This is a genomic window from Dietzia sp. 2505 (assembly GCF_040546785.1).
Lineage (GTDB): Bacteria > Actinomycetota > Actinomycetes > Mycobacteriales > Mycobacteriaceae > Dietzia.
Genome location: NZ_JBEPON010000002.1, coordinates 531,720 through 550,004 on the forward strand (window position 1 = coordinate 531,720; position 18,285 = coordinate 550,004).

18 protein-coding genes are annotated in these 18,285 nt (G+C 71.7%); 3 read left to right on the forward strand and 15 right to left on the reverse strand.

Features of this window, described 5'->3' with window-relative positions; genetic code table 11:
• Positions 1 to 80 precede the first annotated feature (80 nt).
• From ABIE38_RS06165 to sigE, 3 genes are all read right to left on the reverse strand, one after another.
• Positions 81 to 1,673 carry a S1C family serine protease gene (locus ABIE38_RS06165; protein WP_354054512.1) on the reverse strand — a complete coding sequence of 531 codons (1,593 nt, stop codon included), beginning with the start codon at positions 1,671 to 1,673 and terminating at the stop codon, positions 81 to 83.
• A gap of 10 nt (positions 1,674 to 1,683) precedes the next feature.
• Complete coding sequence (locus ABIE38_RS06170) at positions 1,684 to 2,103, reverse strand: anti-sigma factor family protein (protein ID WP_354054514.1); 420 nt, start codon at positions 2,101 to 2,103, stop codon at positions 1,684 to 1,686.
• A gap of 101 nt (positions 2,104 to 2,204) precedes the next feature.
• Complete coding sequence (gene sigE, locus ABIE38_RS06175; protein ID WP_354054800.1) at positions 2,205 to 2,828, reverse strand: RNA polymerase sigma factor SigE; 624 nt, start codon at positions 2,826 to 2,828, stop codon at positions 2,205 to 2,207.
• Positions 2,829 to 3,034: 206 nt separating this feature from the next.
• Here sigE and ABIE38_RS06180 point away from each other — a divergent pair, with 206 nt between their 5' ends.
• Positions 3,035 to 3,643, forward strand: a complete 609-nt coding sequence (locus tag ABIE38_RS06180) for an O-methyltransferase (protein WP_354054516.1) — start codon at positions 3,035 to 3,037, stop codon at positions 3,641 to 3,643.
• Between the two features lie 49 nt (positions 3,644 to 3,692).
• Here the strand turns inward: ABIE38_RS06180 and glgC are convergent, their stop codons facing one another.
• Positions 3,693 to 4,919, reverse strand: coding sequence for a glucose-1-phosphate adenylyltransferase (glgC, locus tag ABIE38_RS06185; protein ID WP_354054518.1), 1,227 nt, complete (start codon positions 4,917 to 4,919; stop codon positions 3,693 to 3,695).
• Positions 4,920 to 5,062: 143 nt separating this feature from the next.
• On the opposite strand from glgC, the gene glgA reads away from it, so the two are divergent.
• Positions 5,063 to 6,229 (forward strand): glycogen synthase, encoded by a 1,167-nt coding sequence (gene glgA / locus ABIE38_RS06190; RefSeq protein WP_354054520.1) that lies wholly within the window; start codon positions 5,063 to 5,065, stop codon positions 6,227 to 6,229.
• A 6-nt stretch (positions 6,230 to 6,235) separates the two neighbouring features.
• Here the strand turns inward: glgA and ABIE38_RS06195 are convergent, their stop codons facing one another.
• The 8 genes from ABIE38_RS06195 to dapE form a co-directional block, all read right to left on the reverse strand.
• Complete coding sequence (locus ABIE38_RS06195) at positions 6,236 to 7,141, reverse strand: putative RNA methyltransferase (RefSeq protein WP_354054522.1); 906 nt, start codon at positions 7,139 to 7,141, stop codon at positions 6,236 to 6,238.
• On the reverse strand, positions 7,138 to 8,613 hold the full coding sequence (locus ABIE38_RS06200; protein WP_354054524.1) for a leucyl aminopeptidase family protein: 1,476 nt from the start codon (positions 8,611 to 8,613) through the stop codon (positions 7,138 to 7,140). The genes ABIE38_RS06195 and ABIE38_RS06200 overlap by 4 nt, the downstream gene beginning before the upstream one ends.
• 79 nt (positions 8,614 to 8,692) lie before the next feature.
• Complete coding sequence (locus ABIE38_RS06205) at positions 8,693 to 8,860, reverse strand: DUF3117 domain-containing protein (RefSeq protein WP_107747298.1); 168 nt, start codon at positions 8,858 to 8,860, stop codon at positions 8,693 to 8,695.
• A 91-nt stretch (positions 8,861 to 8,951) separates the two neighbouring features.
• On the reverse strand, positions 8,952 to 9,302 hold the full coding sequence (locus tag ABIE38_RS06210) for a DivIVA domain-containing protein (protein ID WP_354054526.1): 351 nt from the start codon (positions 9,300 to 9,302) through the stop codon (positions 8,952 to 8,954).
• A 75-nt stretch (positions 9,303 to 9,377) separates the two neighbouring features.
• Positions 9,378 to 10,190, reverse strand: a complete 813-nt coding sequence (gene folP / locus ABIE38_RS06215; RefSeq protein ID WP_354054801.1) for a dihydropteroate synthase — start codon at positions 10,188 to 10,190, stop codon at positions 9,378 to 9,380.
• 71 nt (positions 10,191 to 10,261) lie between these two features.
• Entirely contained in the window at positions 10,262 to 10,816 is a 555-nt protein-coding gene (locus ABIE38_RS06220; RefSeq protein WP_354054528.1) for an LOG family protein, read from the reverse strand.
• Entirely contained in the window at positions 10,816 to 11,616 is an 801-nt protein-coding gene (locus ABIE38_RS06225) for an LOG family protein (protein ID WP_354054530.1), read from the reverse strand. Before ABIE38_RS06225 ends, ABIE38_RS06220 begins: the two co-directional genes overlap by 1 nt.
• Before the next feature lie 95 nt (positions 11,617 to 11,711).
• Positions 11,712 to 12,881 (reverse strand): succinyl-diaminopimelate desuccinylase, encoded by a 1,170-nt coding sequence (dapE, locus tag ABIE38_RS06230; protein WP_502914724.1) that lies wholly within the window; start codon positions 12,879 to 12,881, stop codon positions 11,712 to 11,714.
• A gap of 61 nt (positions 12,882 to 12,942) precedes the next feature.
• Between dapE and dapD the strand changes: the two genes are divergently transcribed.
• Entirely contained in the window at positions 12,943 to 13,911 is a 969-nt protein-coding gene (gene dapD / locus ABIE38_RS06235; RefSeq protein WP_182645935.1) for a 2,3,4,5-tetrahydropyridine-2,6-dicarboxylate N-succinyltransferase, read from the forward strand.
• 186 nt (positions 13,912 to 14,097) lie between these two features.
• On the opposite strand, the gene dapC is transcribed toward dapD, so the two are convergent.
• The 3 genes from dapC to ABIE38_RS06250 all read right to left on the reverse strand — a co-directional run bounded on the left by dapC (position 14,098) and on the right by ABIE38_RS06250 (position 18,219).
• On the reverse strand, positions 14,098 to 15,210 hold the full coding sequence (dapC, locus tag ABIE38_RS06240; RefSeq protein WP_354054533.1) for a succinyldiaminopimelate transaminase: 1,113 nt from the start codon (positions 15,208 to 15,210) through the stop codon (positions 14,098 to 14,100).
• Positions 15,211 to 15,215: 5 nt separating this feature from the next.
• Positions 15,216 to 15,539 carry a ferredoxin gene (gene fdxA / locus ABIE38_RS06245; protein WP_095718370.1) on the reverse strand — a complete coding sequence of 108 codons (324 nt, stop codon included), beginning with the start codon at positions 15,537 to 15,539 and terminating at the stop codon, positions 15,216 to 15,218.
• An 85-nt stretch (positions 15,540 to 15,624) separates the two neighbouring features.
• The gene (locus ABIE38_RS06250) at positions 15,625 to 18,219 is read right to left on the reverse strand and encodes a bifunctional FO biosynthesis protein CofGH (RefSeq protein ID WP_354054536.1); all 2,595 of its coding nucleotides are present in this window, start codon (positions 18,217 to 18,219) and stop codon (positions 15,625 to 15,627) included.
• Positions 18,220 to 18,285: the final 66 nt, after the last annotated feature.

Genomic DNA, 18,285 nt, shown 5'->3' on the forward strand with positions numbered 1-18,285 from the left:
ATACGTCGTCCCGGCACCGAGCGGCACCACGACCTCGGACGACGGGCCACCGCCATCCCGACCTGCCGGCCCCGAGCGGGTCAGGCGAGGACTGGCCGGACGGTCACCTCGATCCGTGCACCGTCGCGGATGACCTCGACGGGGACGTCGTTGTCCGCGCCCGCGCGTCGGACGGCCACGATGAGCTCGTCGGAGGAACGCACACGGCGTTCACCGATCCTCGTCACCACGTCGCCCTCTCGCAGGCCCGCTTCGAGCGCGGGGGAACCCTCCCGGACGTTGACGAGTTCCGCGCCCTCCACGTTGCCGTTGTCCGCCTTGCGAGCGTTCACCCCGATGGTGGCGTGTCGCACCGATCCGTCGGTCATGAGGGAGGACGCGATGGCGCGCACGTCGTTGACGGGGATCGCGAAACCGAGCCCGATCGATCCGCCGCTCTGGGTGAAGATCGAGGTGTTGATCCCGATCACCGCCCCGCTGGCGTCGATGAGCGGCCCGCCCGAGTTACCGGGGTTGATCGCCGCGTCCGTCTGGATGGCGTCGATGACGACGTCCCCGTCGGAGGTCGACTCTCCCAGGGCGATCGGCCGCTGGGTGGCCGACACGATGCCCTCGGTGACCGTCCGGGCCAGGCCGAGCGGCGAGCCGATCGCCACGACCTGCTCACCCACCTCGACACGGTCGGAATCGCCGAGTGTCGCCACCGTGAGGTTCTGGACGTCCTCCACCTTGAGGACCGCGAGGTCCGTCGCCGGGTCGCGGCCGACCAACTCGGCCGACGCCCTGGACCCGTCCGGGAAGACGACGTCGATGTCCGCCCTGTCCGCGGCCCCGTCCATGGTGACGACGTGGTTGTTGGTGACGATGTAACCCTGCGGGTCTATGACGATGCCGGAGCCCTCACCCCGCGCCGAGGGCGTCGAGACCTGGATGTTGACCACTGCCGGCTGGACGCGCTGCGCGACCTCGCCGACCGGGTTGTCGGGCCGGAGGACGTTCACCGGTGCGTCGGCGATCCGGACCGTCGACGTGGTGAGGACGCGGGCGGAATCGGCCACGACCGCGCCGATCCCCCCGGCCACCAGGGCGATGACGGCGACGGCGGCGGTCGCCCCTGCCAGCGCCTGCCTGCTCAGTCGGCGTTCGAACAGGGCCTCGGAGAGCGAGAGCCTCGGCGGCGGGGGCTCGGCGGCTCCCGACAGGTCTTCCGGTCGGGGCTCCTGCGCCGCCTGCACGGCGGGAGCCCCGAAGCCGACCGGCGCGTGGGGATCACGCCAGGGGTCGGGCGGTGCGGGTTGCGGCATCTCGACCCGGTCCTGCCAGCTCGGGTGCCGCTCGATACCGCCAGTGGTGTCCGGGGACGGGCCGAACGCGGCGGCCAGGGCCGGATCGGCGTCGCGGTGCCCCTCCGGGCCGGAGGACCGGTCCGGGCCAGAGGACCGGTCCGGGCCAGAGGACCGGTCCGGGCCAATGGGTAGGTCTGGAGCGGAGTGATCGACCGGAGCCTGCGGACGCCGGGGGTCGACTCCCCCGGTGACCCCGGGCGGTCGGGAGAAGCGCTCGGCGGAGGCCCGGTCCACGTCGGGCTTGTGGATCGGGGCCGGCTCACGGAGCGGTCGGTCAGGGTCCACGCCCCGCCCCGCCGGTCCGGGCACACCAGTCTCGTCCTCCACGCGCCCCAGCCTAACGGCCGGACGAACGCAGGCGGCGCAGGAGCCTCGACCACCTGCTCGTCGACGGGGGCACCGGGGCCGCTGTGGGTTCCTGAGCCGGGCCCTCCCCGAGGAGACGGAGGCGTTCCCGAAGATCCCCCGGCATGTGGATCGGCCCGGAACCGCGCAGCGCGCGACGTGCGTCCTGCTGCTCGGCCACCTCGCGGCGACACTGCGGGCACTGCGCGAGATGGGCGTCCGCGCGGACCTGGCCCGCGGGCGGAAGACAGCCGTCCACGTACGCTGCCGCCGCTTCGGTGGAGAGGTGGTCGGTGGAGAGGAAGTGCGGTTCGGAGCGGGGAGGTGGGGTGGCCCCGGCGACCTCACGGACCGAGTCCCGCGACAACCGGTACTCGGGGGTGGACCCGCGTCCTGAATGGTGTCGGTCCACCCTCGCGCCTCCTCGTCCGTGTGCCCTCGGGGCCGGGCTCTGACCGCCCGGGATGATCAACGCACGGGATGCTCCGGCGGTTCCCGGGAGCTCCAGGGGGATCAGTCGATGCCCTGTTGGACCCCGGTCACACCGGCCGCCTCGAGCTCGGCACGCAACGCGGAACGACCCCGGTGGATGCGGCTGCGGACCGTCCCCATCTTCACTCCGAGGATGCGGCCGACCTCCTCGTAGCTGAGGTCCTCGATGTCGCACAGCACCACCGCCGCGCGGAACTCCGGGGAGAGGTTGGCCAGGGCGGTCTGCAGGACCGGGTCGAAGGTCTCCTCGGACAGGACCTGCTCCGGACTGCGCTCGCGGCCCGGCACCCGCTCGGCGTCCTCCGGGAGCGCCTCGAAGCGGATGCGCGACCGACGCCGCGCCATGTCGAGGAAGAGGTTGGTGACGATCCGGTGCATCCACCCCTCGAAAGTGCCCGGCTTGTACTTGTCCAGGGACCTGAACACCCGGATGAACGCCTCCTGGGTGATGTCCTCCGCGTCGTGGGCGTTGCCGCAGAGCCGGAAGGCCAGCCTGTAGACCCTGTCCCCGTGCTGAGCGACGAGCTGGGACCAGGAGGGCATGTCGGCGGCGTCGCCACTCGCGTCGAAGCGGGCGGTACCGACCGCCTCGTCGTGGTCACCGCCGGGAGCGATCACCGTCTCGTGCACCGTCTGCGAGTACATGCGCTGCCGCCGCCTTCCGGCGCGGGCTCCTCGCAAGTCGTCCGCGCGGTGTTCCGTCGTCCCCTCGTGGAACGACGTGTGCCCACCCTCTCTCATCGGGCTGTCCTCACGGTATACCCGTACTGAGATCCCCCTGAGAGTCTCATACCGATCCGATCACCGCGCGTTGGACACGTCGTCCGCGTGCGCGGCGATACGCTGCTCGGGTGTCCGATTCGACTGACGTCCCCGCCTCCGACCGTTCCCGGCTCGCCGACCTCGCGCGCCGCAGCACCGAACTGGTCGACGACTCGCTCTACGCCCCCGCCCGTGCGGACGCGGCCGAACTGGGTGCCGCCTCTCCGGACGCGCTGACCGCCGAGGCGATCCGGCTGGTCGCCCGACTGACCGGAGCCCGTACCGCGGTGTGCATCTCGCCCGCCCCCGGCGTGCCGGCCCTGGCGATCCTGGCGGCAGCCGGGCAGGGCTCCGGGACGGTGGTCACCTGCATCACCGACGATCCCCATCACCTGGAGGCGGCCCGAACCGCCCTCCGCGCGGCAGGACACCCCGCGTCCGCCGCCCGCTACATCGCGGCGCGTCCGCTGGAGGTGGCCGACAAACTCGCCGACGGCGCATACGACCTGCTCGTCGCCGATGTCCCGGATCACTCGGTCTCCCGGGTGGTGTCCCGTGCTCACCAACTGTTGCGTCCCGGCGGCGCGCTGGTCCTGATCGGTGAGCACGCACCGCTCCCGGATGACGCGGACCTGCCGGGACACGCGCACGTCACCGTGCTGCCCGTCGGCGGCGGGTTGACCGTGGTCGCACTCTGAGCCCGCGCGCCTGATCGCGGCGAACCGCGGACCGGATCCGGCCGGCGACTCAGCCGGGCAGCGACGTGACGGAGTTCTTGGACACGCTCACCACTCCGCCCGCACTGATGGGGAACCGGAGCCGGTCGCGCTCGTGATCCACGCCGATCACGTCGCCGGGACCGATCTGGCAGTTCTTGTCGACGATCGCCCTGCGCACCACGGCTCCGCGGCCGATCCGTACACCGGGCATGAGCACGCTGCCCTCCACCACGGCCCCGTCCTCGACGACCACGTTGTTCGAGACCACGGAGTTGCGCACGGTGGCCGCGGAGATGATCGTTCCCGCCCCCACCATCGACTCCTGGGACATGCCACCGTTGACGAACTTGGCGGGCGGCAGGTTGTCCTGCTGGGTCCGGATCGGCCACAGGTTGTTGTAGAGATTGAACACCGGGTGCACGGAGACCAGGTCCACATGCGCGTCGTAGAACGCGTCGATGGTCCCCACGTCCCGCCAGTACCCCCGGTCGCGCTCCGTCTCGCCCGGGACCCGGTTGCGCGCGAAGTCGTAGACGTACGCGCGTTCCTGTTCCACCAATGCGGGGATGATGTCCCCGCCCATGTCGTGGGTGGAATCCGGCTTCTCCGCGTCCGCCTTCAGTGCGGTGACCAGTGCCTCCGTCGTGAAGATGTAGTTGCCCATCGAGGCGAACGTCGCATCCGGGTCGTCCGGCGTCCCGGGCGGATCGGAGGGCTTCTCGACCCAGTCCCGGATCAGGTCGTCGTCCCCCGCGTCGATGCAGCCGAAGGCGAAGGCCTCACTGCGGGGGACCCGGATCCCGGCGACCGTGACCGCGGCCCCCGTGGCGATGTGATGGTCGAGCATCTGACGGGGGTCCATGCGGTAGACGTGATCAGCCCCGAAGACGACGATGTGGTCCGGCTTCTCGTCGTGGACCAGGTTCAACGACTGCAGGATGGCGTCCGCCGAACCGGTGTACCACCGCGGTCCGAGCCGCTGCTGCGCGGGAACGGGGGTGATGTACTCGCCCCCCATCCCGCTCATGTGCCACACCTGGGAGATGTGCCGGTCGAGCGAGTGCGACTTGTACTGCGTGAGGACGCAGATCCGCATGAAGCCGGCGTTGACGAGATTGCTCAGTACGAAGTCGATCAACCTGTACGACCCGCCGAACGGCACCGCCGGTTTGGCGCGGTCCGCGGTGTGCGGGAAGAGGCGCTTGCCCTCGCCGCCGGCGAGAACGATTGCTAGGACGTGCGGCTGGTTCCTCACCCCCCCACCGTAACGACATCCGGGCCGCGGCCACGGACCATCACGGGACTTCCCCCCGCACCGCCCCGTGCTGACACCCCGTGGTCGGGCGGGGTTCACCCGCAACGGTCCCGCGGACGCCCCTGGAGGCTAGGTTGACCGGTGTGCGAGTAGCGATGATGACGAGGGAGTACCCACCGGAGGTCTACGGCGGGGCGGGGGTCCACGTGACCGAACTGGTGGCCACACTGCGGCCGCTATGTGAGGTCGACGTCCTGTGCATGGGCGCGGACCGTGACACCGCCCGGGCGTTCCGGCCCGATCCGGAGCTGGGTGAGGACGCCAACCCGGCGATCAAGACCCTGTCCGCGGGTCTGCGCATGTGCGTCGCGGCGGAGGGTGCGGACATCGTCCACTCCCACACCTGGTACGCGGGCCTGGCCGGCCACCTCGCAGGGGAGCTGTACGGAATCCCCCACGTGGTGTCCGCGCACTCGCTCGAGCCCAGCCGACCCTGGAAGGCCGAGCAGCTCGGTGGCGGCTACCGCGTCTCGTCGTGGTCCGAGCGCAACGCCTTCGCCCACGCGGACGCCGTGGTCGCGGTGAGTGCACGGATGAAGGACGAGATCCTGCGCGTCTACCCCGAGATCGACCCGGAGAAGATCCACGTGATCCTCAACGGCATCGACACCTCGGTCTGGTCACCGGTCGAGACGTTCGCCGGGGAGGAGTCCGTCCTCCGCCGGCACGGTGTCGACCCGGACCGTCCGATCGTGGCGTTCGTCGGTCGCATCACTCGGCAGAAGGGTGTGCCCCACCTGGTCCGCGCCGCCCGTGATTTCCACCCCGACGCCCAGCTCGTGCTCTGCGCGGGCGCCCCGGACACCCCCGAGATCGCCGCCGAGATGGAAACCCTGGTCGCCGAACTGCAGTCCACTCGTGACGGCGTCTTCTGGCTCCGCGACATGCTTCCGCGCGAGGACGTCATCGAGATCCTCTCCGCCGCCACGGTGTTCGCGTGCCCGTCGGTGTACGAACCCCTCGGGATCGTCAACCTCGAGGCCATGGCGTGCGACACCGCCGTCGTCGCCTCCGATGTCGGAGGGATCCCGGAGGTGGTCGTCGACGGCGAGACCGGCACCCTCGTCCACTACGACGAGTCGGACCCCGACGCCTTCGAGGCCGGTCTCGCGGCCGCGGTCAACGACCTCGTAGTCGATCCGGGGAAGGCCGCCGGGTACGGCCGTGCCGGGCAGGAGCGGGCCCGGACCCGGTTCGCGTGGGAGGCGATCGCCGAGCAGACCCACGCGATGTACGCCTCACTCCTGTAGAGCTATTCACTCCTGTAGAGACCTGCGGAACGTCCGCACCTCGACGTGGACTCGGACCGTGAGGTCGCTGGACCCGATCGCCCGCTCGACCCCGGCCCTGCCCAGGTGGACCCCACTGGGGCCCATGAGGGCCAGGTCCGCGGCGATCGGGGCGGGAACCGTGGTGGTGAGATCGACCACCCGCACCGGGCCGGGGTCGAACCCGACGGCCAGGTGGGTGTCCAGCCGCTCGGCCTTGTCCGCCGCGGGTGCGAGCATCCCGGCGCGCGTCCGCAGGGGCTCGAGATGACCCGGGCCCGGGACCGCGACGACGAGTGTCCCGCCCGGGCGGAGGACCCGCGCGAACTCGGCGGGGTTCCTCGGCGCGAAGACCACCTGGACCAGATCGACACTGCCGTCCCGGAGTGGAAGACCGTCCCAGGTGTCGACGACCAACGCCGCGACGAGGGGATTGACGCGGGCCAGCCGACGCGCGGCGGCCACGGAGAGCTCGGTGCCGATCCCGAGTGGACCCCCGGCCGCGTCCGCGGCGTCCCCACCCGTCGCGACACTCCGGTCCAGCGCATCGACGACACGGTCGAGGTAGAACCCCGTCCCGGCACCGGAGTCCAGGAGCACGGGGCGGGCGACCGCGCCGACCGCACCGCTCGCCACCTCGGCCAGAGCGTCGGCGACCCCGTCGAACACCCCGTGGCCGAGAACCCTCTCGCGGGCGGCGACCTGCTCCACCGAGTCCCCGGGGAACCGGCGCCCCCGCGCGCCGAGGAGGGTCAGATGACCACCGCGTGCGCGATCGAACGAATGCCCGCCGCCGCACACCACGTCGGCCTCGGTCGGCCTCAGCCGGTCCCCGCAGAGCGGGCAGCGCAATAACGGGATCGTCCTGGCGAGCGCGGGCGGCGCCGGGATCACCGCCGCGGCCGGTCGACGAGATCCCGGAGCAGTCCCACCAGGGTCCGGGTGGCGAATCCGGTCGCCACCGGCCCGACCTCGTCGATCTCCTCCGGCGACCGCGCTGGGCCGGCGATGTCGAGGTGGGCCCACGGTCGTCCGTCGACGAAGCCCTCGAGGAAGAGGGCCGCGGTGATGGCGCCGGGCCCCGGGGGCGCCTGCCGTCGGTCCGCGACCCCGGAGTCGACGGCCCGGCGCAGATCGTCGGGCAGCGGGAGCCTCCACCACCGCTCCCCCGCCGCCGCGCCCGCCGCGGACACCCGGTCCGCGAGGTCGTCGTCCGTCGCCATGACCGCACCGGTCCGCATCCCGAGCGCGACCTTCATCGCCCCGGTGAGGGTGGCCACGTCCACGACCACGTCCGGGTCGCACTCGACGATCCCGTGCGCCAACGCGTCGGCCAACACCATCCGACCTTCCGCGTCGGTGTTGGTGACTTCGGACGTCGTGCCGCCCACGTGGGTGACCACGTCCCCGGGGCGATAGGCGGACCCGGAGAGCATGTTCTCCGCCGACGGGACCACGACGGTCACGTCGAGGGCCGCGTACGGGCCATCTGTGTCAGCGCAGTAGGCGGCCGCCGCCGCCACCACGGCGGCCGAGCCCGCCATGTCGGTGCGCATGAGGTGCATCCCCTCCGCCGGCTTGACCGAGATCCCACCGGTGTCGAAGGTGATGCCCTTGCCCACCAGGAGCACCCGCGGGCCGGGGCCGGGGCGACGCGCCACCAGGACGCGGGGCGTCGCGGCCGAGCCGCCGCCCACCGCGAGGACACCACCGAAACCGCCGTCGACAAGATCGTCGCCCGCAAGCACCCGGGTCCGCATCCCGGCGGCGGTCAGTACCCCGGACATCCGGGACACGAGCCACTCCGGGGTCTTGAGATCCGCGGGCGCGCCCGCGAGGTCGCGGGCCAGGGCGGTGGCGCGGGCGGCCTGCTCGGCCGCGGCGACCGCGGCGCGGACGCCCACCTCGTCGTCGTCGTCCTCCCCTGATCCTGGCGGGACCCGCACCACCAGGTCCGGCGCCACCGGCACCGGGTCGGCGGCGAAGACGTCCTGACCGCGGGCGCCCAGGAGGTATCCCAACACCAGGTCGCCGACGCGATCGACCGGGACGGCCCCGGGAGCCCGGACCGATATCTCCCCGCTCCTACCCGCATCGCGAAGGTGCCTGGCCACCGCCGCACCCGCACGGCGGTAGCCGATCCCGATGTCGACCGCGCCCGACCAACCGGGCCGGGGGGCCGTCGCGTCGACCTCGACCTCCACCGCCGGCCGCCCGTCGACCACGGTGCTCCGCGCCTCCGCGGGGCGCCCTCGGAGGGTCCCGCCCTTCTCCGGGGAACGGGTGCTCAGCGCCCACCCGGTGGCGGGGTCCGGTCCGCGGACTACACGGACGGTGGGCAGGGGACGCGAGGGGACCTCGGACATCGGGGGAACCTTCCGTGGAACAGAATCGACGCACCCGCCGCGTGGGCCGGGTGCGTCGATCCGCAGGAGCAGAGAACGGTCAGGAGATGGCCTGGGTCAGCTCCGCACCGAGCGACTTCGCCTCGTCGGGGGTCAACTCCACGACGAGGCGTCCGCCACCCTCGAGAGGGACGCGCATGACGATCCCGCGGCCCTCCTTGGCCGCTTCCATCGGTCCGTCACCGGTCCTGGGCTTCATAGCCGCCATCGGGTCGATTCCCTTCGTCCTTGGCAGTAGGCCGCGTCCTGTGAGGACGGCCGGGCCCACGTGCGGTGTTGCTGAGTGGATGTTGCTGATTCTAGCGCGTCACACCGTGCCCGGACGCGGGAGCGCGTTCTGGGTCCGCCCCGTCGGAGGCCTCCCCGGCGTTTCCCTCACCGGCGAGTCGGGCGCGGAGCCGGTCGATCTCCGTGGCCGCCTCCTCGAGCGCCCAGTCGACCTCGGACATCGTGTACCCCCGCGCGGATATCCCGAATCGGACCGATCGCAGATCGTCCCCGGTGAGCGGCCCTTCGGGGAGCATCGTGACCGTGTGTCCCCGCGCCACCGCCGGCAGTGGCTCGGAACGGCCGAAGACCACGATCGACAGGGCGTAGAGCGCCGCCGCAACGATCAGGGTGACCACCACATAGATGACGATGGTGAGCATGCGCGCGAGCCTCTCCTCTGGTCCGGGCCGGGCCTCCAGTCTGGCACACGCCTCTTGGCGGTGGACCTGCCCGAGTCAGGCGAGCCCGCGGACAGTTCGCGCAGGTGGGCGGGTTCCCATGATGGAGGCCACCATCTCCACCGAGCGGCGAGTCGCACGCACGTCGTGGGTGCGGAACACGCGGGCGCCCATCATCGTCGCGACGGAGGTCGCCGCCAGGGTGCCCTCCGCGCGGTCGTCGATTCCCGCGTCCAGGGTCTCGCCGATGAAGTCCTTGTTGCTCAGTGCCATCAGGACGGGATGGCCGAGGGCCACGATCTCGTCCATCCGTCGCAGGAGTTCCAGGCCGTGGAAGGTGTTCTTGCCGAAGTCGTGGGTGGGGTCGACCAGTATCCCGTCCGCGGGGACCCCGGCGGCGAGGGCCCGTTCGGCGGCAGCGGACAGTTCCGAGACCACGTCGAGGACGACATCGGGGTAACCCACCCGGAAGGGCCGGGTGCGCGGGACCGCACCCCCGGTGTGGGAGCACACGAACCCCGCTCCCGCCTCACCGGCGGCGGTCAGCACCTCGGGATCGTGCCCCGCCCAGGTGTCGTTGACCAGATCGGCGCCGGCGGCCAGAGCGCGTCGTGCGACCGACCCACGCCAGGTGTCCACTGAGATGACCACGCCCGGGTGTCTGTCCCGGACCGCCTCGATGAAGGGCACCACCCGCCGGAGTTCTTCCCCGGCGTCCACCTGCTCACCCGGACCCGCCTTGACGCCACCGATGTCGAGGATGTCCGCGCCGTCCGCCACGCACCGGTCGACCCGGCGCATCGCCGCCACGTCGGTGAAACTCGCTCCACGGTCGTAGAAGGAGTCCGGCGTGCGGTTGACGATCGCCATCACCAGGGGTCGGTCCACCGGGACGGCGCGGCCACAGAGCGTGGGGTGCGGGATCGCGACCGGTGGTGGCGTCACCGCGGGCCTCCGCAGGCGTCGAGCGCCGCCTCCAGGTCGTCACATACCACGAGACTGTCGAACGCCTGCGGCTTGACCAGCCCGGACTCGACGAGCCCGCCGACCCAGTCCAGTAGTGGTCGGTAGAAGCCGATCGGGTCGTAGAGCACGACCGGTTTGTGGTGGAACCCGAGCGAGGCGGACGTCCACACCTCGAACATCTCCTCCATCGTGCCGATCCCCCCGGGCAGGGTCAGGAACGCGTCGGATCGCTCCTCCATCTCGCGCTTGCGTTCCCTCATCGTGGTGACCACCACCAGCTCGTCCGCAGCGGTATCGGCCACCTCTCGGACCCGCAGCCCCTCCGGGATGACGCCGACGGTCCGGGCTCCGCCGTCCCGCGCCGCCTCGGCGACGGCGCCCATCATGGACACGTTGCCGCCACCGGAGACCAGGGACCACCCACGTCGGGCGATCCCGCTGCCCACCTCGGCGGCGATCCCCAGCAACCCGGGATCGTGGGTCGAGGAGGCGCAGTAGACGCAGACCCTGCGTCCGGGAACGGGTGCCATCAACGCTCGACCCCCCGGTGTTCCTCGCCGTACAGGTCTTCCCGCTGTTCGGCGGTCAACGCTGCCCGGTGGTGCGCCTCGCGGATGTACTCCACCGTCTCGGCCACGGAGTCGGTGACCAGGAACAGGTCGAGGTCGGACCCCGAGATCATCCCCTGCTCGACCAGGGTCCCCCGGATCCAGTCCACCAGTGGGGTCCAGAAATCCACTCCCAGTAGCACGATCGGGAACCGGGTGATCTTGTCGGTCTGGACCAGGGTGATGGCCTCGAAGAACTCGTCCAGGGTGCCGAAGCCGCCCGGGGTGCAGACGAACGCCTGCGTGTACTTGACGAACATCGTCTTGCGGACGAAGAAGTAGCGGAAGTGCAGCCCCAGGTCCACCCAGCGGTTGATCCCCTGTTCCATGGGCAGCTCGATCCCCAGGCCCACGGACTCACCGTCCGCCTCCCACGCGCCCTTGTTGGCCGCCTCCATCTGACCCGGTCCGCCGCCCGTGACCACCGCGTAACCCGCCTCCGCGAGCGCCCGCCCCAGCTCCACCGCCTGTTCGTAGGCGGGATCCCCCGGACGGGTCCGCGCCGAGCCGAAGACGCTCACCGCGTCGGGCAGTTCCGCGAGCGCGCCGAACCCGTTGACGAACTCGCTCTGGATGCGCAGGACCCGCCACGGGTCGGTGTGCAACCAGTCGGTGTCCTGGTTGGTGTCCAGGAGCCGTTGGTCGGTGGTCGTGCGATCGCCGCCCTTGTCCCGTCGCAGGAGGAGCGGGCCGCGCAGGTGTACTGAATCGTTCGGTGCCATCAGGGGTGTTCTCCTACTGGGGTGGGGCCGGGCTCGTGGTCTCCGTGCTCGCGGGGTCCGGGTCGTGTCGGGTCCGGGTCGTGTCGGGTCCGGGGTCAGCCGGAGGTGGTGAGGTAGGCGCGGAGCACCTCGACCACCTCGGTGATCTGGGTGGCCGGGCAGTGCTCGTCCCGTGTGTGCGCCAGGCCGGGGTCGCCCGGTCCGAGATTGACGGCGGGGACACCCAGGGCGGCGAACCGTGACACGTCGGTCCACCCGTACTTGGCCCGTACCCGCCCGCCTGCCGCCCGCACCAGCTCGGCCGCGGCCGGGGCACCGAGACCGGGCAGCGCTCCCGGGGACAGGTCGGTGAGTTCCCAGTACAGACCGTGGTCGCTCGGCGGCTCGCCGCCGGCGGGGACCCGGCCGGACCCGGTCAACCCGAGCGCGTCGAGGGCGTGCGCGAGGGCGGCGTCGGTGTCCCGGTCCGGCGCGAACCGGAAGTTGACGTCGAGCCACGCCTCGTCCGGGACCGTGTTGCCGGCCACGCCGGCGGACATCCGCACGGCCTGCAGCCCCTCCCGGTAGACGCAGCCGTCGATGTCCACCGATCGCGCGTTGTAGGCCCCGAGGGCCGCCAGAACCGGGGCGAGGCGGTGCACGGCGTTGTCCCCCAACCAGCTCCGCGCCGAGTGCGCCCGGGTGCCGCGCGCGTGGACCCGGATCCGGAGGGTGCCCTGGCAACCCGCCTCGATCAGCCCCCCCGTGGGCTCGCCGAGGATCGCCACGTCCCCCGTGAGCCAGTCCCGGTGGGTGCGTTCGAGGAACCCGAGACCGTTCGCGGTGGCCTCGATCTCCTCGCAGTCGTACAGCACCAGCGTGAGATCGTGCGCGAGCTCTGCGGAGTCCGCCAGGGTCGCGAACAGGTGGAGGAACACGGCATCGCCGGACTTCATGTCGACGGTCCCGCACCCGTGCAGGACGAGATCGGCTCCCTCACCCGTGAGTCTGCACGGGACGTTGTCCGCCACCGGGACGGTGTCGAGATGCCCGGCGAGCACCACCCGCGTCGGCAAACCCCTCGAGGTACGGGCCAGGACGCGGTGGCCGTCCCGCACGAGCTCGGTCCGCCCGGCGGCCGGGCCCGTGAAGCCGGCGACGACGGACGCGAGCGCGGTGTGGACGGCACCGGCGATCGCCGCCTCCTCCCGGGAGGGACTGGCGATGTCGACGAGGGCGCGGGTGAGGTCGACCGGGTCTGCGGTCAGATCGAGGGCGGCGGTCACGGCGTCCACCTTAGATGCCCGTGGCCGGTACGCGCCGGGGCCGACCGCTAGCATCGGGGGCATGAGTGCACACGGAGCCGTGGCCACCGGAATCGCCACCCTGACGTCCGATCACACAGTCCTCGACGTGTGGTACCCCGCACCCGAGCTCGGAGCGGCCTCCGAGGGAGGTCACCGGATCCTGTCGGGTGACGAGGTCCCCGAGGAACTCGCTCCCCTGACCGGACCCGACGCCGATCGCGGTGTCGAGCGGGTCGCGGTGCGGGTGGAGATCGAGGACCTCACGCAGGCCCCGACCGACGCCTACGACGCCTACCTGCGGCTGCACCTGATCTCCCACCGGCTCATCCGGCCGCACTTCGCCAACATGGACGGGCTGTTCGGGACACTGGCCAACGTCGTGTGGACCAACTTCGGCCCCTGTGAGGTACCGGGATTCGAGATGGTTCGCGCCAGGCTGCGCGCCCGCGGCCCGGTGACGGTCTACGGCGTGGACAAGTTCCCCAGGATGGTGGACTACGTGGTCCCGTCCGGGGTCCGGATCGCCGACGCCGACCGCGTCCGTCTGGGTGCCCATCTGGCGGAGGGGACGACCGTCATGCACGAGGGGTTCGTCAACTTCAACGCCGGCACCCTCGGGCCGTCGATGGTCGAGGGACGCGTCTCGGCGGGCGTGGTTGTCGGCGCGGACTCCGACGTCGGCGGTGGCGCGTCGATCATGGGAACCCTCTCGGGCGGCGGCAAGGAGACCATCTCGATCGGCGAGCGCTGCCTGCTCGGTGCCAACTCGGGAATCGGGATCTCGCTCGGCGACGACTGCGTGGTCGAGGCCGGGCTCTACGTCACCGCCGGTACGAAGGTGGACGTCCGGGCCGGGGCCTGGGCCGACCGCGAGCCCGTCAAGGCCGGTCAGCTCTCCGGGATGGACAACCTCCTCTTCCGGCGCAACTCCGTCTCCGGAGCCGTCGAGGCCGTGCCGTGGAAGCGCGAGGGCGTCGAGTTGAACGAGGCGCTCCACGCCAACGACTGACCTCCCACGCCTCACCTCCCACATCGACAAGAGCGTTCCGCACACATCGGCCGAGAGCAGATGTGCGGAACGCTCTTCTCGATGGCGCCTGCGGGGGCGCGCGGTGAGCGCCTGCGGGGGCGCGCGGTGAGCGCGTGCGGTGGGTGCGGCCGGGGTGCGGCCCGTCAGCCCGGGGGTCGTGCCGGCTCAGGCGAGCCGACGGACCGCCTCGGCAATCGTGGCGTCGGTCGCGGTGAGGGCGATGCGGACGTGCCGGGCTCCGGCCGCCCCGTAGAACTCGCCGGGGGCCACCAGCACACCGCGTGCGGCGAACCAGTCCACGGTCTCCCGGCAGGGCTCGTCGCGGGTCGCCCAGAGGTAGAGCCCGGCCTGCGAGTCGTCGACGCGGAATCCGGCGGCCTGCACGGCCGGGAGCAGCAGCTCGCGTCGTGCCCGGTACCGCTCGCGTTGCTCGGCCTCGTGTGTGTCATCCCGGAGCGCCGCGGTCATGGCGTTCTGGACGGGCAGGGGCATCATCAGACCCGCGTGCTTGCGCACCGCCAGCAGCTCCGCCACGAGGGTCGGGTCGCCCGCCACGAACCCCGCACGATACGAGGCCAGGTTCGACGTCTTGGACAGCGAGTGCAGGGCCAGGAGCCCGGTGTGGTCGCCGTCGCAGACGCGCGGGTCGAGGACCGAGGGCGCCTCGCCCTCCCAGACCAGCCCGAGGTAGCACTCGTCCGAGGCCACGATCACCCCGCGGTCGCGGGCCCAGCCGACGACCTTGCGCAGATGGTCCACACCGAGGACCCGGCCGCTGGGGTTCGACGGCGAGTTGAGGTAGATCAGGGTGGGCGACGACGGACCGAGCTGCGTCAGGGAGTCCGCGCGCACGACGGTCGCACCCGCGAGAAGAGCCCCCACCTCGTAGGTCGGATAGGCCACCTCCGGTACGACGACCGTGTGGCCCGGACCGAGTCCGAGTTGGGCGGGCAGACCCGCGATCAACTCCTTGGTGCCGATCGCGGGCAGGACCGACCCGGGATCCAGGCCGGTGACCCCGTAGCGCCTGGCGAGGGCGTCGGCGGCCGCCAACCGGAGCCCCGAGGTCCCGGCGGTGGTCGGGTAGCCCGGTTCCGCGGATCCGGCGGCGAGCGCCTCACGGATCAGCGGGGGGACCGGGTCGACCGGGGTGCCCACGGTGAGATCGACCAGTCCGTCGGGATGAACGGTGGCGACAGTCCTCGCATCGGCGAGGGTGTCCCACGGGAACACGGGAAGCGCGCGCGCGGGCGGACGACGCTCCGGGCGCGACACCACCGGGGTCACTCCTGGTTCATGGGGGGCAGCGCCTTGATGAACGGGTGGTCGTAGTCGACCTTGCCCACCTTGGCGGCGCCGCCCGGCGATCCCAGCTCGACGAAGAAGTCCACGTTGGCGGTGTTGTACTCGGACCACTCCTCCGGGGTGTCATCCTCGTAGAAGATGGCCTCCACCGGGCAGACGGGCTCACACGCGCCGCAGTCGACACACTCGTCGGGGTGGATGTACAGCATCCGTCCACCCTCGTAGATGCAGTCGACAGGACACTCCTCGACGCAGGACTTGTCCATCACGTCGACGCACGGCTCTGCGATCGTGTAGGTCACGTCAGCCACCTTCCTCGTAGCGGTATGGCCTGCATCGTATGTCACACCCCGCCGCCGCGACGACGCCGCCCCGAAGCCCGCCGGGCTATGTGACGACGGTCACGGGGATCTGGGTGGGAGCCGGTCCGTAGACGGTGTCCCGACGCCGGGCGGGCCGACCGATTCCGGTGGCGATCTCCGCGATCTCCTCCGGGGTCTTGGCGGACCCGTTCTCGGCCCCGGCCATCCGGGAGATCGTCTCCTCCATCAGCGTGCCGCCCAGGTCGTTCGCCCCCGCGCGCAGCATGGTGCGCGTACCCGCGACCCCGAGCTTGACCCAGCTGGTCTGCACGTTGTCGATCGCACCGTGCAGCATGATCCGTGCCAGGGCGTGGACGGCGACGTTCTCCTCCCGCGTCGGACCCGGCCGGGACGCGCCCGCCAGGTAGAGCGGGGCGCTGCGGTGCACGAAGGGCAGGGGGACGAACTCGGTGAACCCGCCGGTCCGGTCCTGTATCCCCCGCAGGGTGCGAAGGTGCGCCACCCAGTGCCGCGGAGTGTCCACGTGGCCGTACATCATGGTGGAGCTCGAGCGCAGGCCCACCTCGTGGGCGGTGGTGACGATGTCGATCCACTCGGAGGCCGGGAGTTTGCCCTTGGTCAGCACCCAGCGGACCTCGTCGTCGAGGATCTCCGCCGCGGTACCGGGGATGGTGTCCAGGCCGGCCGCCCGCAGTTCGGTGAGCCACTCCCTGACCCCCACTCCGGACCGGGCCGCCCCGTTCGAGATCTCCATGGGACTGAACGCGTGGACGTGCATGGACGGCACCCGCTCCTTGACCGCCCGCACGAGGTCGGCGTACCCGGAGACCGGGAGGTCCGGGTCGATCCCGCCCTGCATGCAGACCTCGGACGCCCCGGAGACGTACGCCTCGTACGCGCGGTCGGCCACCTCGGCGGCCGAGAGCGAGAACGCGTCCGCGTCCCCCTTGCGCTGGGCGAAGGCGCAGAACCGGCACCCCGTGTAGCAGATGTTGGAGAAGTTGATGTTCCGGTTGACCACGTAGGTCACCGTGTCCCCCACCACGTCCGCGCGGATCCGGTCGGCGAGTCCCGCCACGGCGGCCAGCCCGTCCCCCGAGGCCGTGGCCAGGGCGAGGTACTGGTCGTCCGTGAGGCCGGCCGGGTCCGATTCCGCGGCCCGCAGCGCTGCGAGCACCTCGGAGTCCGCCCGCTCGGGGACCAGCGCGGCCGCACCGAGTTCGGCGGCGCGTGCCCGGATGACGTCCCAGTTGCCGAACGCCTCGCCGATGTCCGACCGGGTGTCGGTGTTGCGGCCCTCGGTGTCGATCGCGGTGTGCAGGTCGGTCCGTCCGCTTGAGTCCCAGTCGTCGTCGGGCTCCTGCCACGGTCGTCCCGAGGGACGGACCACCTCGTCGTCGTCGCCCTCTCCACCGCCGCCGACCGCCGCCAGGCCCGTTCCCGGGTCGGCGAGGGCGTGGACGTGCCCCGACACCCTGGGGTCGATCCAGGCGTCACCGGCGCCGACGTAGCGCGGGTGGGCGGTGAGACGCTCGGTCAGCGCCCAGCCCGCCGCCGCCAGGTCGGCGGTCAGCCCCTCGAGATGCGGCCACGGCCGCTCGGGGTTGACGTGGTCGGGTGTGAGCGGTGAGATGCCGCCCAGGTCGTCCACCCCCGCGCCGATGAGGGCCAGCACGTCCTGCCGGTCGACCAGGTTCGGCGGGGCCTGGACGGCGACCCGCGGGTCGAGCACCAGGCGCGCGACGGCGATCGCGGCGAGGAACTCGCCGGTGTCCGCGTCGGCCGAGTCGCGCATGGCGGTATCGGGCTTGGCCCGGAAGTTCTGGACGATCACCTCCTGGAGGTGTCCGAACTCCCTCGCCAGCCCGGCCAGGGCGAGCAGACTCTCCGCCCGCTCGGTCCTGTTCTCCCCGATCCCCACCAGGATCCCCGAGGTGAACGGAACTGCGAGACGCCCCGCGTCGGTCAGGGTGCGCAGTCTCACCGCCGGGTCCTTGTCCGGGCTGCCGTGGTGGCACGCACCCGGCGTGGTGAACAACCTCGTGGCCGTGGTCTCGAGCATCATCCCCATGGACGGTGCGACCGGCTTCAGGGTGGACATCTCCGACCAGCTCATCACGCCGGGGTTGAGGTGCGGCAGCAGACCGGTCTCCTCCAACACCCGGATGGCCATGGCCCGGACGTAGTCCAGCGTCGAGGAGAAGCCGCGCGACTCGAGCCACTCCCTCGCCTCGGGCCAGCGGTCCTCCGGTCGGTCGCCCAACGTGAAGAGCGCCTCCTTACACCCGGCCTCCGCGCCGCGCCGGCACAGGTCCACCACCTCGTCGGGGTCGAGGAACATGCCCTCGCCGGCGGCCCGGAGCCTGCCCGGCACGGTGACGAACGTGCAGTAGTGGCAGCGGTCGCGACACAGTCGGGTGAGCGGGACGAACACCTTGCGGGAGTACGTCACCACCCCCGGACGCCCCTCGTCGACGAGCCGGGCGTCGCGTCGCGCGGCCGCCAACCCGGTGAGTCGGACGAGATCGTCACCGCGCGCGGCCAGCAACACCGCCGCCTCGGTCACGTCGAGGGTGAGCCCGTCGGAGGCCCGGCGCAGCGCGCGCCGCATGGCCGAGGGCGTGGGCTCGGGATCGACGGGCGTCAGGGCGAGATCCATGTCCGTGATGATGCCCCACCGAGGCCGAGAGGTGGAGGGCCGGTGCTGCGCGGGAGGTCACGGGCG

Coding starts and splice junctions, on each gene's coding strand:
- sigE (WP_354054800.1), bottom strand. CDS start 2,828: ATGTACTCGCAGACGGTGCACGAGACGGTGATCGCTCCCGGCGGTGAC.
- ABIE38_RS06200 (WP_354054524.1), bottom strand. CDS start 8,613: ATGTCCGAGGTCCCCTCGCGTCCCCTGCCCACCGTCCGTGTAGTCCGC.
- ABIE38_RS06205 (WP_107747298.1), bottom strand. CDS start 8,860: ATGGCGGCTATGAAGCCCAGGACCGGTGACGGACCGATGGAAGCGGCC.
- ABIE38_RS06210 (WP_354054526.1), bottom strand. CDS start 9,302: ATGCTCACCATCGTCATCTATGTGGTGGTCACCCTGATCGTTGCGGCG.
- folP (WP_354054801.1), bottom strand. CDS start 10,190: ATGGCGATCGTCAACCGCACGCCGGACTCCTTCTACGACCGTGGAGCG.
- ABIE38_RS06220 (WP_354054528.1), bottom strand. CDS start 10,816: ATGGCACCCGTTCCCGGACGCAGGGTCTGCGTCTACTGCGCCTCCTCG.
- ABIE38_RS06225 (WP_354054530.1), bottom strand. CDS start 11,616: ATGGCACCGAACGATTCAGTACACCTGCGCGGCCCGCTCCTCCTGCGA.
- dapD (WP_182645935.1), top strand. CDS start 12,943: ATGAGTGCACACGGAGCCGTGGCCACCGGAATCGCCACCCTGACGTCC.
- ABIE38_RS06250 (WP_354054536.1), bottom strand. CDS start 18,219: ATGGATCTCGCCCTGACGCCCGTCGATCCCGAGCCCACGCCCTCGGCC.